Source organism: Streptomyces sp. NPDC087845 (assembly GCF_044742755.1).
In the GTDB taxonomy this organism is placed as follows: domain Bacteria; phylum Actinomycetota; class Actinomycetes; order Streptomycetales; family Streptomycetaceae; genus Streptomyces.
Genome location: NZ_JBIUVC010000006.1, coordinates 26365 through 40832, shown reverse-complemented (window position 1 = coordinate 40832; position 14468 = coordinate 26365). Strand labels below are relative to the sequence as shown.

General features: G+C 71.9%; 14 protein-coding genes and 1 pseudogene. 11 read left to right on the top strand and 4 right to left on the bottom strand.

What is annotated here, in order from left to right; all coding sequences use genetic code 11:
- The first annotated feature begins 142 nt into the window (after window positions 1-142).
- A complete protein-coding gene (locus ACIOMQ_RS17055; RefSeq protein WP_362209513.1) occupies window positions 143-2578 on the top strand; it encodes a right-handed parallel beta-helix repeat-containing protein in 2436 nt (811 codons plus the stop codon).
- On the opposite strand, the gene ACIOMQ_RS17050 is transcribed toward ACIOMQ_RS17055, so the two are convergent.
- Entirely contained in the window at window positions 2548-4944 is a 2397-nt protein-coding gene (locus ACIOMQ_RS17050) for a hypothetical protein (RefSeq protein WP_402189334.1), read from the bottom strand. The two genes, ACIOMQ_RS17055 and ACIOMQ_RS17050, sit on opposite strands and share 31 nt — an antisense overlap.
- Window positions 4945-5130: 186 nt before the next feature.
- Between ACIOMQ_RS17050 and ACIOMQ_RS17045 the strand changes: the two genes are divergently transcribed.
- From ACIOMQ_RS17045 to ACIOMQ_RS17030, 4 genes are all read left to right on the top strand, one after another.
- The gene (locus ACIOMQ_RS17045) at window positions 5131-5967 is read left to right on the top strand and encodes a DeoR/GlpR family DNA-binding transcription regulator (RefSeq protein ID WP_362209518.1); all 837 of its coding nucleotides are present in this window, start codon (window positions 5131-5133) and stop codon (window positions 5965-5967) included.
- 203 nt (window positions 5968-6170) lie between these two features.
- Complete coding sequence (locus ACIOMQ_RS17040; RefSeq protein WP_362209521.1) at window positions 6171-6623, top strand: SRPBCC family protein; 453 nt, start codon at window positions 6171-6173, stop codon at window positions 6621-6623.
- A gap of 88 nt (window positions 6624-6711) precedes the next feature.
- The gene (locus tag ACIOMQ_RS17035) at window positions 6712-8223 is read left to right on the top strand and encodes an SDR family oxidoreductase (RefSeq protein WP_362209524.1); all 1512 of its coding nucleotides are present in this window, start codon (window positions 6712-6714) and stop codon (window positions 8221-8223) included.
- An 87-nt stretch (window positions 8224-8310) separates the two neighbouring features.
- Complete coding sequence (locus ACIOMQ_RS17030; protein WP_362209527.1) at window positions 8311-8790, top strand: SRPBCC family protein; 480 nt, start codon at window positions 8311-8313, stop codon at window positions 8788-8790.
- A gap of 38 nt (window positions 8791-8828) precedes the next feature.
- On the opposite strand, the gene ACIOMQ_RS17025 is transcribed toward ACIOMQ_RS17030, so the two are convergent.
- Window positions 8829-9962, bottom strand: coding sequence for a PLP-dependent cysteine synthase family protein (locus ACIOMQ_RS17025; RefSeq protein ID WP_401269846.1), 1134 nt, complete (start codon window positions 9960-9962; stop codon window positions 8829-8831).
- A gap of 207 nt (window positions 9963-10169) precedes the next feature.
- Between ACIOMQ_RS17025 and ACIOMQ_RS17020 the strand changes: the two genes are divergently transcribed.
- Window positions 10170-10487, top strand: a complete 318-nt coding sequence (locus tag ACIOMQ_RS17020; RefSeq protein WP_362209532.1) for a hypothetical protein — start codon at window positions 10170-10172, stop codon at window positions 10485-10487.
- A gap of 188 nt (window positions 10488-10675) precedes the next feature.
- Window positions 10676-11200 (top strand): ATP-binding protein, encoded by a 525-nt coding sequence (locus ACIOMQ_RS17015; RefSeq protein WP_362209535.1) that lies wholly within the window; start codon window positions 10676-10678, stop codon window positions 11198-11200.
- Window positions 11201-11250: 50 nt separating this feature from the next.
- On the opposite strand, the pseudogene ACIOMQ_RS17010 reads toward ACIOMQ_RS17015, so the two are convergent.
- A pseudogene (locus ACIOMQ_RS17010) lies at window positions 11251-11496 on the bottom strand (ATP-binding cassette domain-containing protein); the annotation flags it as partial.
- Entirely contained in the window at window positions 11493-11783 is a 291-nt protein-coding gene (locus ACIOMQ_RS17005; protein WP_362209538.1) for an SHOCT domain-containing protein, read from the bottom strand. The pseudogene ACIOMQ_RS17010 and the gene ACIOMQ_RS17005, both read right to left, overlap by 4 nt.
- Before the next feature lie 201 nt (window positions 11784-11984).
- On the opposite strand from ACIOMQ_RS17005, the gene ACIOMQ_RS17000 reads away from it, so the two are divergent.
- Genes ACIOMQ_RS17000 through ACIOMQ_RS16985 form a run of 4 tightly spaced genes read left to right on the top strand, consistent with a single transcriptional unit; the run spans window position 11985 to window position 14465 of the window.
- The gene (locus ACIOMQ_RS17000) at window positions 11985-12554 is read left to right on the top strand and encodes a TetR/AcrR family transcriptional regulator (RefSeq protein ID WP_401987788.1); all 570 of its coding nucleotides are present in this window, start codon (window positions 11985-11987) and stop codon (window positions 12552-12554) included.
- Window positions 12555-12575: 21 nt separating this feature from the next.
- Window positions 12576-13001 (top strand): cupin domain-containing protein, encoded by a 426-nt coding sequence (locus ACIOMQ_RS16995; RefSeq protein WP_401269851.1) that lies wholly within the window; start codon window positions 12576-12578, stop codon window positions 12999-13001.
- Window positions 12982-13563 carry a DUF4865 family protein gene (locus ACIOMQ_RS16990; protein WP_401269854.1) on the top strand — a complete coding sequence of 194 codons (582 nt, stop codon included), beginning with the start codon at window positions 12982-12984 and terminating at the stop codon, window positions 13561-13563. Before ACIOMQ_RS16995 ends, ACIOMQ_RS16990 begins: the two co-directional genes overlap by 20 nt.
- Window positions 13557-14465, top strand: coding sequence for a phosphotriesterase (locus ACIOMQ_RS16985; RefSeq protein WP_402189332.1), 909 nt, complete (start codon window positions 13557-13559; stop codon window positions 14463-14465). Before ACIOMQ_RS16990 ends, ACIOMQ_RS16985 begins: the two co-directional genes overlap by 7 nt.
- Window positions 14466-14468: the final 3 nt, after the last annotated feature.

Here is a 14468-nt window from a genome sequence, read left to right as displayed (position 1 = left end):
ATCGGGTCAACTCCCGGCCGCCGCGCGCGCTACGGTGGACCGGCCCGCCCGCTCACTCGGCGGGCGGACCCGGGGTTCGTCGCTGCCGGAAGGCCGGTGACCCGGGCATCACACACGCACGAGGTGGGGGCACAACAGCGCCATGGCACAGGGCACGGTCCAGGTGACGCACACCGGCACATCGCGGTGGCGGCGCCGCACAGGCGAATACGCCTCCCTCACCGCAGCCCTGGAGGCCGCGGCGGACGGTGATGTCCTCACCATCGCGCCGGGCACCTACCGGGAGAATCTGGTCCTGCACCGGGCCGTGACCCTGCGCGGTCCCGAAGGCTCGGTCGGCTCGGTACGGATCGCGCCGGTCGACGGCGTCCCGTTGACCGTCCGTGCCTCCGCCGTCGTCTCCGACCTGCATGTGGAGGGCCAGGACTCGACGGCCCCGGCGCTGCTCGTCGAGGACGGCGCACCGGAGCTCGCGGACCTGCGGATCGTGACCCGTTCCGCCGCGGGGATCGAGGTGCGCGGCACGGCCCGGCCCACCGTGCGCCGTTGCACGGTCGACAACCCCGCCGGGGTCGGCATCGCCGTACTCGACGGCGCGGGCGGCGTGTTCGAGCAGTGCGAGGTCGTCTCGGCCGGCCAGTCCGGTGTCTCGGTCCGGGACGGCGCGCATCCCCGGCTGGAGCGCTGCCGGATCCACCACGCGTCGGGCGCGGGACTGAGCGTCACCGGCGAGGGCAGCGGTCTGGAGGCCGTCGGCTGCGAGGTGTACGAGATCAAGGGCAGCGGAATCCAGGTCACCGCTCGTGCCGCCGCCCACCTCACCGAGTGCACGGTGCACCGCACTTCGGCGGACGGTGTCACGCTCGACACCGATGCCGTCCTGACGCTGGCCGACTGCGACATCCACGACATCCCGGAGAACGCGGTGGATCTGCGTTCCCGCTCGGTCCTCACCCTGACCCGTTCCACGGTGCGCCGGTTCGGCCGGAACGGTCTTTCGGTCTGGGATCCCGGCACCCGCGTCGACGCCAACCAGTGCGAGATACATGACAGTACGGGCGACTACCCGGCGGTCTGGGTGAGCGACGGGGCGACGGTGATACTGGACTCCTGCCGGGTCCACGACGTACCGGACGCCATCTTCGTGCTCGACCGGGGGTCGCGCGCCGATGTCGTCGACAGCGATCTCTCCCAGATCCGCAATACCGCGGTGTCGGTGAGCGACGGGGCGACCGCCCAGCTCGACGACTGCCGCATCCGCGAGGCGTCCACCGGCGCCTGGTTCCGCGACCACGGCAGCGGCGGCACGCTGAACAACTGCACCATCGACGCCGCGCAGACCGGAGTGATCGTCACCAAGGGCGCGGACCCGACGATCGAGCGCTGCGCGGTCACCTCGCCCGCCGAGGCCGGTTTCTATGTCTCCGCCGAGGGCCGCGGCACCTTCCACAGCTGCCGGGTCACCGGGAGCGAGGGCTATGGCTTCCATGTGATGGACGGCTGCCGTACGACGCTGACCCGTTGCCGCACCGAACGGTGCGCCCGCGGTGGCTACGAGTTCGCCGAAGGCGGCGCCCACGGAGACGGGCAGGGGGCGGGGCCCGTCGTGGAGGACTGCACGAGCGACGAGAGCGCGCTGCGCTCCCCCGTTCCCCCGGCCCCGACCGTGCTGACGGCGACCCAGTCGGCCCCCGGGCTGCTCGGAGCGGCGCCCGGACAGCGGGCCGCGGAGCCCGCCCCGGCCGAGGTGCCCGCCGCCGTGCCGGTGCGCGCGTCGGACGCCGTTCTCGGAGAGCTGGACGCGCTGGTGGGCCTGGACAGCGTGAAGCGGGAGGTGCGCGCCCTCACCGACATGATCGAGGTCGGCCGTCGGCGCCGGGAGGCCGGGCTCAAGGCCGCGTCGGTCCGGCGGCATCTCGTCTTCACCGGCTCCCCCGGCACCGGCAAGACCACCGTGGCCCGGCTGTACGGCGAGATCCTCGCCTCGCTCGGGGTACTGGAGCGGGGCCATCTGATCGAGGTCTCCCGGGTCGACCTGGTCGGCGAGCACATCGGCTCGACGGCCATCCGCACCCAGGAGGCCTTCGACCGGGCGCGCGGCGGGGTGCTGTTCGTCGACGAGGCGTACGCCCTGTCGCCCGAGGACTCCGGCCGGGACTTCGGCCGGGAGGCGATCGACACACTCGTGAAGCTGATGGAGGATCACCGTGACGCGGTGGTCGTCATCGTCGCCGGATACACCCTTGAGATGGAGCGGTTCCTCACCGTCAACCCCGGGGTGGCGTCCCGTTTCTCGCGGACCATCACCTTCAGCGACTACGAGCCCGCCGAACTGCTGCGGATCGTCGGGCAGCAGGCCGACGAGCACGAGTACAGCCTGGCCGCCGGGACCGGCGAAGCGCTGCTGAAGTACTTCACGGAGCTTCCCAAGGGCCCGGCGTTCGGCAACGGCCGTACGGCACGGCAGACGTTCGAGTCGATGGTGGAGCGGCACGCGGGCAGGGTCGCCCAGCTCGCCGAGCCGAGCACGGACGACCTCAGCCTGCTCTACCCGGAGGACTTGCCCGAACTCCCCTGAGCGCGCGGGGTCTTCGGGGTTTCCTCCCCGTCGGCCTGGCGGGGCAGGACCGGGGCGAGCCGGTTCAGCAGCGCGGCTCGTTCCTGGGCGAAGACGGGGTCGGCCTGGTAGTCCGAGTGCCCCAGAATCGGCTCGGGCAGCGGATGCTCGGGGGTACGCCCGTAGACCAGGGGGTCCTTCAGCGGCCCCCGGTCCACCTCGGGCCCCGGTCCCTCGTCGAGCCGGACCCGGCCGCCGATCGGATCGGTGGCCCGCCAGAGGTTGCGCCAGCAGTGCACGGACCGGTGCAGCCCCTGCAGCGGTCCGTGGCCGAAGTAGGCGGGGAACCAGCGAGCGTAGAGCCGCTCGATCGGTGAGCCGTAGGTGAGCAGCGCAACCCGGCTCCGGGTCTCCGCGGGCAGCTGCCAGACCGCGGACGCCGCGAGGACGCTGCCCTGGGAATGGCCGGAGATGACGAGCCTGCCGTGGGTGAGCCGGGTCCAGCCGGACATCCGTGACGCCAGGTCGGGGACGGCACGCTCGGCGTAGCAGGGCGGTGCGAAGGGGTGGGCGGCGCGCGGCCAGAACGTACCGACGTCCCAGAGGATGCCGATGGTGCGCCGGGCGGAGGCGTCGCGGTAGGCGCGCCGTCCCCAGGTGACGAAGAGTATGAAGCCGAATCCGATCATCCAGGAGCCGGTCGACTGGGCCGCTTCGGCCACGGACTCGATGAACGGGCCGCTGCCCTTCATCGCCAGGCCGGGCACCTCGCCGCTCGCCCAGGCCCCGCCGACCGCCGCCGCACCGAGGAGCAGCGTGGCGCCGGAGACCGGGCCGAAGATCCAGGGTGCCGAGTCGGTGAGGGCTGCCGTGGCCCGGATCCGGGCGATCTGCCGGGTCCGGGCGGGGTCCGGCCGCTCCTGCCCGTACTCCCGGTCGATCTCGGGTTCCAGGGCGCGGGCGGTGAGCCAGGTGCGTACGAGCAGCACGGCGCCGGGGACCGCCAGCAGCACCAGGAGCACGGGGATGACCGATGCCTGCCAGCTGAGCAGCACCGGCGGCCCCTCGATGACGGTGTTCCGGCCCATGCCCGGGGTGCCGGGGCCATCGAGCCAGTCGGCGACGCGCTGGGCGACGCCGCCGGTCATGACGCCGCCGAGCGCGCAGGCGAGCATGGCGACCACCGGTCCGCCGAGTCCGTACATGACGGTGCGGGGTTCGGGAACCTTGCGGTACAGGCCGAGTGACACCACGGCGAGGACGACGACGAGCGCCCCCTGGCCGAGCGTGATGACGCTGAAGGCGACGTCGCCGGGCAGGGCGCCCGCCGAGACCCAGGCGGGGCGCGACCAAGCCGCGTACACGGCGGCGAGGACGAGCAGGGCCAGAGCGGCGCCGGGCAGATAGGTGATGAGGGCCCGGTCGAGCCGGTTGTCCAGGCGCCGTTCGCTGCGGCCGCGGCGGCAGACGACCCACAGCACGACGAGCGCGCCCAGCACGAGCGCCGCTTCGATCAGTCGGCCGACGATCCCGGGCACAGGGCTGGTTGCGGCACGGTCGTGGCGGGCCGCGGCGCCCGCGACCGACGCGGCGACGGTGAGGAATCCGGCGGCGGTGTGGGCGGCACGCAGCCGGGCGACCAGCCGGCGGCCGTACCAGAATCCGGGTCGGCCGAGGGCCGGGCGGCCACCGGCCGGGGCGCCGGCGGTGTCGGGGGTGTGCGCGGTCTCCGGGTCGGCCCGGTCCGGTTCGGATCCGGTGAGCGGGCGCTGCGATTCGTACGCGCTCCACGTCCGGTTGGACAGGAACCAGAGCAGGCCCACCAGGGCGGTGGGCACGAGCGCGGCGAGGGCGAGCCTCCGGCCGGGCTGGGACCACCAGCCGCCCTGTGCCGTCGAAAGGAAGCCGAGCCAGGACCGCTTGTCCGAGCAGTTTGGCACGCCCGCGCACTGCCAGGCCGTCAGATCGAGCGCGACCTCGCACGCCGCCGCGGTCAGCAGGACCGTGAGGCTGAGCGCGACGAGCCGGACGAGGACCCCGTACAGGCGCACCGCGCGGCTGCGGCCCCGGGCGGTGGGCCGCATCCAGTGGGCGAGATTGACCACCATGAACGGGAGCAGCAGCAGCCACAGTGCGCGGGAGCCGTTGCCGGAGGTGAGGTTGGACCAGCAGTAGGCCTCGGCGATGGGCCGGTCGCGGTACCGCTCCGGGTGCTGTTCGGCGTCCATGTCCCCGGCCCGGCGGTACATGGCGGCGGTCGCGTCGCCGGTCACTCGGACCGGACGCGGGTCGTCGAGCATCTCCTGCGGGGTGGTTCCGCCCACGCCGTGGACCAGAAGTTCCAGCGCGGGCCCGGGACTCTGCAGGGCCTGGGTGGCAGGGGGCACTGGAGTGACTCGCTCTCGGTGGTGGGGGGAGGTGCTGATGCACGGTCACCAGAATCATGGAGGAGGGCCGGTGTACGCACCGCTCTCAAGGAATCTCCCCAGTGCGGCGGCCGGCGACACCGCGTGGCAGGATGACCCCCGTCCGAAGAGACTGTCGCACGGCCAGAGGGAAGGACCGGACCGGCGTTGAGCGAGAATCAGAACCTGCTCGCGGAGCAGCGGCGTGCCCTGATCCTCGACGAGGTGCGCAGGCGTGGTGGGGTCCGGGTCAATGAACTCACCCGCAGGCTGAACGTCTCGGACATGACCGTCCGCCGGGATCTGGACGCCCTGGCCCGCCAGGGCATGGTCGAGAAGGTGCACGGCGGGGCCGTTCCGGTGGTCGAGGCCAGTACGCACGAGCCCGGTTTCGAGGCCAAGTCGGCACTGGAACTGACCGCCAAGGAGGACATCGCGCGGGCGGCCGCGGCCATGGCGGTGCCCGGCAGCGCCATCGCGCTCTCCGGCGGTACGACGACGTACGCGCTCGCCCAGCAGCTGCTGGACGTACCGGATCTGACGGTGGTGACCAACTCGGTGCGAGTCGCCGATGTGTTCCACTCCGCGCAACGGCCGGGGGCCGCGGGCGGAGCGCGGACCGGGGCCGCCACGGTGGTACTCACCGGTGGTGTACGGACCCCGTCGGACTCCCTGGTCGGCCCGGTCGCGGATCAGGCGATCGCCTCGCTCCATTTCGATGTGCTGTTTCTCGGCGTGCACGGGATCTCGGTGGAGGCCGGGCTTTCCACGCCGAACCTGGCGGAGGCCGAGACCAACCGGCGTTTCGTCCAGTCGGCGCGGCGTGTGGTCGTGGTGGCGGACCACACCAAGTGGGGCACGGTGGGCCTGAGTTCGTTCGCGGCACTGGAGCAGGTGGACACGTTCGTCACGGACGCGGGTCTGTCGGCCGCCGCCCGCGAGGAGATCGAGGAACATCTGCCGGGCCTGCTGGTGGCGGGCCGGGTCGCGGACGACGTCTCCTGAGCGGCCGGGCGGTGCGTGGCACCCCCAGGGCTGTCCAGCCGTCCCCCACGGGTGCGCGACGACGGCTGCGGCACCTCTCCGCATTGCCGGAACATCCGAATACATCGAGTGTGCGAAGGCCCCTCCGCCGTGCGATGCTCCGCTTCCGACGCCGCGCACTCGTTCACCGGGGGTGGTGGCGGGACAGCCCTTAGGATCGCACCGTGGCCGTCTTCCGGATCGAGCGCTTCACGCCCTTGCCCGCAGCCGAGTGCTGGCGCCGGGTGACGGACTGGGAACGGCACGCCGCGCAGGTACCGCTGACCAGGATCACCGTGCCCACGGGGCTGCCGACCGGGCCGGGGACCGTCTTCGTGGCGCGCACGGGCGTGGGGCCGCTGGGCTTCGACGATCCGATGGAAGTGGTGCGCTGGACCCCGCCCGCCGCCGGGCGCGCGGGGCTGTGCCGGCTGGAGAAGCGCGGTTGGCTGGTGCGGGGCCGGGCGTCGATCGACGTGTATCCGACGGATTGCGGATCCCATGTGGTGTGGGTGGAGGAGCTGAGTGTCCGGCTGCTGCCGCGGTGGGCCGATCCGTTGATCTGCGGAGCGGGCCGCCGGGTCTTCGGCCGGGTGCTCGACGGCATGCTGGACCGTACGGCCGGGCCGCGTCCGTAGCGCCGCCGACGCGGCGGGTGGCCCGCGTGCCGCCGTTCGGAGCCCTCCGACGAGCCCCGAAGGACCCTGCGGTGGAAGACTCGGGCGGGTGACCGAACCCTCCGGTGGTACGCGGCTGCGTTGTCTGGTGACCGGTGCCTCCGGGTACATCGGCGGCAGGCTGGTGCCCGCACTTCTCGACGCCGGCCACGGCGTGCGCACACTGGCCAGGACCCCGCAGAAGCTGCGTGACCAGCCGTGGGCGGACCGGGTCGAGGTGGTGAAGGGGGATGTCTTCGACGCCGCTGCGGTGCGGGCGGCGATGCGGGACATGGATGTGGCGTACTACCTGGTGCACGCGCTCGGCTCCGGACCCGGGTTCGAGGAGAAGGACCGCGAGGCGGCCCGGATCTTCGGTGAGCAGGCGCGGGTGGCGGGGGTCGGCCGGATCGTGTACCTCGGCGGGCTCACCCCGGCCGGGGTGCCCGAGCGGGAACTGTCACCGCATCTGCGGTCGCGGGCCGAGGTGGGGCGCATTCTGCTGGATTCCGGGGTGCCGACGGCCGTACTGCGGGCCGCGGTCGTCATCGGTTCGGGCTCGGCCTCGTTCGAGATCCTGCGCCATCTCACCGAACGGCTGCCGGTGATGATCACCCCGAGCTGGGTGCGCACGTCGATCCAGCCGATCGCGGTACGGGACGTGCTGCGGTATCTCGTCGGCTGCGCCCGCCTGCCGGACGGGGTGAACCGTACGTTCGACATCGGCGGCCCGGAGGTCATGACGTACCGGGACATGATGCGGCGGTACGCCCAGGTCGCCGGATTGCCGCACCGGGTGATCCTTCCCGTGCCGGTGCTCACCCCGGGGCTCTCCAGTCTCTGGATCGGCCTGGTGACACCCGTGCCGCCCGCCATCGCCCGGCCGCTGGCGGAGTCGCTGCGCCACGAGGTGGTCTGTCGCGAGCACGACATCGCCCGGTACGTACCCGATCCGCCCGGTGGGGCCATCGGCTTCGAGCAGGCGCTGCGGCTGGCGCTCCAGCGGATCAAGGATGCCCGGGTCGACACCCGCTGGTCGTCCGCCGCGGTGCCCGGCGCCCCCAGCGACCCGTTGCCCACCGATCCGGACTGGTCCGGCGGCAGCCTCTACCGCGACGAGCGGGAACTGGCCGTGCCGGTGGCACCGGCCGCGCTCTGGCGGGTCATCGAGGGCATCGGCGGCGAGAACGGCTGGTACTCGTTCCCGCTCGCCTGGGCCGTGCGGGGCTGGCTCGACCGGATCGTCGGCGGCGTCGGGCTGCGGCGCGGGCGGCGGGACGCACAGCGGCTGCGGGTGGGCGACTCATTGGACTTCTGGCGAGTGGAGGAGATTGTTCCGGGCGAGCTGCTGCGGCTGCGCGCCGAGATGCGACTGCCCGGTCCCGCCTGGCTCGAACTGTCGGTGGACCGTGACGAGCGGGGCCGGACGGTCTACCGGCAGCGGGCCCTGTTCCATCCACGCGGACTGCTCGGCCACGCCTACTGGTGGAGCGTGTGGCCGTTCCACTCGGTGGTGTTCGGTGGGATGGCCCGCAACATCACGGCGGCCGCACGGGCGGTCCCGCAGCGCTCGGTCGCATGACTTCCGTACGGGCAAGGACATCTGACGGCGCGACAGCTATGGTGTGCGCGACTCCGCACGCCGCCGGCCGCACGGGAGGTGCGATCCATGGCACGCCGACTCCGTTCCGTGGACCTCGATTTCATCGAGTCCGCTCCACTGCGACTGGTTTTCGCCGCCGAGGTGTCCGCGCCACCCGAGGTGGTCTACCGTGCGCTCGCCGACGATGTGGCGGGCTGGCCGAGCTGGTTCACCTCGGTGACGGCGGCCCGCCCGACCGAGGACGGCGCGGGCCGCGAGGTCCGGCTCAGGGGCGGCACGGTGCTGCGCGAGTCGATCCTCGCGGCGAAGCCCTGCGAGCGGTACACCTACCGGGTCGACGAGTCCAGCACCCCTGGCCCGAAAGCCCTGCTGGAGGAGTGGCGGCTCACCCCGGCCGGGGCCGGGACGCGGGTGCAGTGGACGTTCGCCGCCGACGGTTCCGCGACCTTCCGGTTCGCCCTGCGGCTGGGCCGGCCGGGGATGGGCCGGGCGTTCCGGGACGCGGTGCGCAATCTCGACCGGCGGCTGGCCGGGTCCGGGGCCTGAGCCCGGACCCGGGCCGCGCGCACCGGCCCGCGTCGGTGCTACCCGGGCCAGTTGCCGCTCCTCAGGAAGGCATCGATGGTCCGCGTGTACGGGGCGATGTCCAGGCCCTGTTCGGCGAGCCAGCTGTCGGAGTAGTACTTGTCGAGGTAGCGGTCGCCCGGGTCGCAGATCAGCGTGACGATGCTGCCCGTGCTGCCCTGTCCGACCATTTCCGCGACCAGTTTGAACGCGCTCCACAGCCCGGTTCCGGTGGAGCCGCCCGCCTTCCGGCCGATGGCCTTCTCCAGGGCGCGCACGGCCGCGACGGTGGCCGCGTCCGGCACCTTCATCATCCGGTCGACGGCCCCGGGCACGAAGCTCGGCTCCATCCGGGGCCTGCCGATGCCCTCGATCCGGGAGCCGCGGTCGCTGGTGGCCAGGAGGTTGTGATGGGTCCAGCCGTCGAAGAAACAGGAGTTCTCCGGGTCGGGCACGCAGATCCGGGTGTCGAACTGCATGTAGTGCACATAGCGGGCGATGGTCGCCGAGGTGCCGCCGGTTCCGGCCGTGGCGACGATCCACGTCGGCTCCGGGTAGCGCTCCAGCCTCAGCTGCTGGTAGATCGACTCGGCGATGTTGTTGTTGCCGCGCCAGTCGGTGGCCCGTTCGGCATAGGTGAACTGGTCCATGTAGTGACCGCCGGTTTCGGCGGCGAGCGTGGCCGACTCCTCGTACAGCTTCCGCGAGTCGTCGACGAAGTGGCAGCGACCGCCGTGGAACTCGATCAGGCGGCACTTCTCCGGGCTGGTGGTGCGGGGCATCACGGCGATGAACGGCACACCGATCAGCTTGGCGAAGTACGCCTCGGAAACGGCCGTCGAACCGCTGGATGCCTCGATCACCGGCCTGCCCGGCCGGATCCAGCCGTTGCAGAGCCCGTAGAGGAAGAGCGAGCGGGCCAGCCGGTGCTTGAGGCTGCCGGTGGGGTGCGTCGACTCGTCCTTGAGATAGAGGTCGATGCCCCAGCTCTCGGGCAGCGGGAAGCGCAGCAGATGGGTGTCGGCGGAGCGGTTGGCGTCGGCCTGGACCTTGCGGACTGCCTCCTTGAGCCAGGCCCGGTACTCCGGGTCGGAGCGGTCGATGTCGATGGTCGCTGCGGACCGGCCTTCGTCTGTGTGCTCGCTGTGGCCCATCAACGCGTTCCTCCTCGTGTCACCGGACTCTCCGCCGTCAACGATATTCCCCCCACCTGCAGAAACGTTCACTTTGATATTCCATAGCCCAGCCTTGGCCCGGACGGACGGAACGGTCGCCGGATTGCTCCCGGACGCGGCCTGGCGTGCCGCCGCCGGCTTGTGCAGACTGCCCATCAGAAGCACTACGAAGGGGGCGAAGCAGTCATGCCGGATACCGAGTTCAGTGCGACGGGGGTACGGATCGAGCGGTGGGCCCGTTCGCTCACGAGGGCCGGGCAGGTGGTCGTCAAGGACGGGAGGCTGGCCCTGCTGACCAGTTACGGACGGGAGATCGACAGCGCCCCGGTGGTGGCGGTGAGTGCGGGCAGGCCGTGGTTCGCCGGAACCGGGGCGGCCGTGGCTCGCCTCAACGGGACGCGGTACCGGCTGACGATGGGACAGCGCAACCACGCTCCGGACACGGCCGGACCGACCCACAGATTTCTCGAAACGCTGCGCAGCGCGGGCGGCCGCATGATCTGACGGAGTGGCGCGACCGGAGCATCGCGAGTTGCGGAGCCGCGCCCCCTGAGCGACATTGGTCACACGTCACTCATGGTTTACCGGCAGTGACACTGTGATCCGTCACTGCCGGTCGGGAATCAGCAGCCGGCCATCTGCTGGATCCGCCCCTTCGTCGCCTTCCGGACCTATTTCGGGGAGTCGCAGCCGTGATCAGCGAGCCAAGCAGGCACTGCACGGTGGAGCTCCAGGCCCTGCCGTCGCGGATCGGTCAGGTCCGCAGAATCGTTTCGGCGCAGTTGCGCTACTGGCATCTCGATCCGTTGATCGACCATGCGGCGCTCGGCGTCACCGAACTGCTGACCAATGTCCACCGGCATGCCCAGCCGGACAAATCGTGCACCGTCGAGATCGAGTTGCTGCTCGAACGGCTGACGGTGTCCGTCCACGACCACGACCCACGGCTGCCGACCGTGCGCGAGCCCAGCGCGTCCAGCACCTCGGGGCGCGGGCTCGCACTGATCGCCGCGGTCAGCGAGAGCTGGGGCGTCCGCCCGACGGGCGGGGCCGGGAAGGTCGTCTGGTTCACCCTTCCGGCACCCCCTCCCCTGTTCGCCGCGCAGCCGCCGCACTCGGTGTACGGGGCGACCACGGACGGGCCGTTCGAGCCGGACGCCGTCGCGTACCTGGAGAGCCGTACGCCCTCCGTCGCCCGGTCGGCGGTGGTCGGGTAGCGGAGAAGGAGGAGCGGGGCCCCCGGCGCCCCGCTCCCCCTTCTCGCGGCGATGAAGGCCGAGCCGGAGGTGAGGGTGTCGAGTCCGGCCGCGCAGTGCATCAAGGTGGATTTTCCGGAGCCGGAGGACCCCATGATCGCGGTGAAGCGGCCGGCCGGGAAGCCGACGCTCACCCCGTCCAGGGCCCTGACCCGGGTGTCGCCCGTGCCGTAGAGCTTCACGGCGTCGACGACCCGGGCAGCGGCGGCGGTGGCGGACCTGGGGGTGGAATCGGAAGTGGGGGCGGTGGTGGTCATGCCGCTGCTCCCTTGCCGCCGCGGCCGAACTGTTCGTCGAGGACGGAGAGCCGGCGCCAGTACTCCTCCTCGTCGATCTCCCCGGCCGCGAAGCGGCGGCCGAGCAGGGTGATCGGCGACGGTTCGGCAGGTGCCTCCTGGGTGGGACGCGCCTGCCAGGGGCCTCGTCGGCCGCGCCGGGCGGTACGCCGCAGCAGAGTGACGCCGCCGGTGACGACGGCCGCCCAGAAGAGCGGGAAGAGGAGGATCCAGGGCCCGGGTCCACCGCTGTGCGCCAGGGTGTTCATCTCGGTCAGCTCCCTCGGTTCGGGGTTCGCGGTCAGGTTCTCCTGACGTTTTCGAGCCTCGCCCCGGGAGGGGCCCCGAGTCGTCGTACGGCCAGCGGCCGTACGCGTACCCCCTCGGGAGTACGGGGTGGATCTGCGGCTGCTCCCGCCCGCCGACCGAGATCACTGGATTCTGTACCTACTAGTATGTACAGTCACTTCATGAGCACTCCGGACCGTCTGATCGAAGCCACTCGGGAACTCCTGTGGGAGCGCGGCTATGTGGGCACCAGCCCCAAGGCCATCCAGCAGCAGGCGGGCGCGGGCCAGGGCAGCATGTACCACCACTTCGCGGGCAAACCCGATCTGGCGCTCGCGGCCATCCGCCGCACGGCCGCGCAGCTGCGTGAGACCACGGGACGGCTGTTCGACGGCTCGGGGACGGCGTACGAGCGGATCTCGGCGTATCTCCTGCGCGAGCGCGATGTGCTCCGCGGCTGTCCGGTCGGGCGGCTGACGATGGATCCGGATGTCGTCGCGAGCGAGGAGTTGCGCGCACCGGTCGACGAGACGATCGGCTGGCTGCGCGGCCGGCTTGCCGAGATTGTCCAGGAGGGCCTCGATCAGGGCGAGTTCGGCTCCTCCCTCGTCCCCGAGGACGTGGCGGCGACGATCGTCGCGACGGTGCAGGGCGGCTATGTGCTGGCCCGCGCCTCCGGCTCGACGGACGCGTTCGACGCGGGCGCCCGTGGGCTGCTCTCGCTGCTCGCCCCGCGTGGCACCTCCGTCTGACACCCCAGGAGCACACGGCACATGCAGATCACGAGGAACCGTCCCGACACCTCCGCCGGACCTGCCGAGCATTTCAACGGCACCGTCTGGCTCGACGAGATAGCGGCACCCCGGGCTCCGTCCGGGCTGCGGATGTTCAGCGTTCATTTCGCCCCCGGCGGCCACACGTCCTGGCACCGGCACCCGCACGGCCAGGTCCTCCATGTCACCGAGGGCGAGGGGCTCGTGCAGCGCCGCGGCGGTCCGGTGGAGGCGATCCGGGCGGGCGACACCGTCTGGATCGAGCCCGGCGAATGGCACTGGCACGGCGCCGCCCCGCGCACGTTCATGACGCATCTCGCCGTCGTCGAGGCGGCCGCGGACGGCACCACGACCGACTGGCACCCGCGGGCCGGGGTCGACGAATACCCTGCCCGAGGAGCACGCGATGCACGCCATGCAGTATGAGATCACCCTCCCGGCCGACCACGACATGGGAATCATCCGCGACCGCGTCGCGACGAAGGGCCATCTCCTGGACACCTTTCCGGGGCTCGGCATCAAGGCGTACCTGATCCGCGAACGGGGCGAGCACGCACCGGTCAACCAGTACGCCCCCTTCTATCTGTGGGCGACACCGCAGGGCATGAACTCCTTCCTCTGGGGCCCCGGATTCCAGGGCATCGTCCGTGACTTCGGACGCCCCGAGGTACAGCACTGGACCGGACTCGCGTACGAGGGAGGGCCCGCGTCGGCCGCACTCCCCCGCACCGCGACCCGCCACCGCACGGCCGTCGCGGCCTCCGTCACGCCCGCGGACGCGGTCGGGGCCGGCCTCGATGAGAGCCGGAGACTGGCGCAGTCACCCGGAGCGGTCGCCACGGCACTCGCGGTCGATCCCCGCCACTGGGAACTGCTCCACTTCACCCTCTGGGAGCACACCGCCCCCGAGGCGCCCGGGGAACGGTTCGAGGTCCTGCACCTGAGCGCACCGGAGCGGGAGCGACTCACGGAGGGACGGCAGTGGTAGCGACCGTCCGTACGGTACTCGGCGACGTCCCCGCAGCGGAGTTGGGCGTCTGCGACGCACACGACCACCTCTTCCTGCGCAGCCCTCTCCTGCCCGGCCAGGAGCTGGACGACACGGGGCGGGCCGCCGAACAGCTGGTCGCTTTCCGCGCGCTGGGCGGCCGGGCGGTGGTGCAGTGGACTCCGTACGGGATGGGGCGCGAGCCCGAGGCCCTGGCGGCGCTGGCCCGTTCGACGGGCGTGCATGTGGTGGCGGCGACCGGGCTGCATCAAGCGGCGCACTATCCGCCGGAGTTGCCCGGCCGCCTCCGGGACCGCCTCGCCGGACTCTTCGTCTCGGAGCTGACCGAGGGCATCGGCTCCACCGGCGTACGCGCGGGTCTGATCAAGGTCGCCGGAGCCTTTCACGGCATCGACGCCCACTCCCGGTTGACGATGACGGCGGCAGCGGAGGCCCACCACCGCACCGGCGCGCCGATCGCCGTCCACCTGGAGCTGGGAACGGCGGCTCTCGACGTACTGGACCTGCTCTGCGGTGAGTTGGGGGTCGGGCCGCAGCGGGTGGTCCTCGGCCATCTGGGCCGGTCACCGGAGACGGCCGTACAGCGGGAGGCGGCCCGGGCAGGCGCGTTCCTGGCATTCGACGGTCCGTCCCGGGCCCATCACGCGACGGACTGGCGACTGCCCGAGCAGCTGACCGCCCTCACCGACGCCGGTTTCGGCGGGCAGTTGCTCCTGGGCGGCGACACGACCGTGGCCGAGACCCCGGGCATGCCGCATCTGCTGAACCGATTGCGTCCGCGCCTCGAACAGGCCCTGGGGAAAGAGGCGTTGGACACCATCCTGGTGGGCAACCCGGCGCGGGCGTTCGCCTGGAGGGTGTCGAGCCCGTCCGAGGGCTGAGGA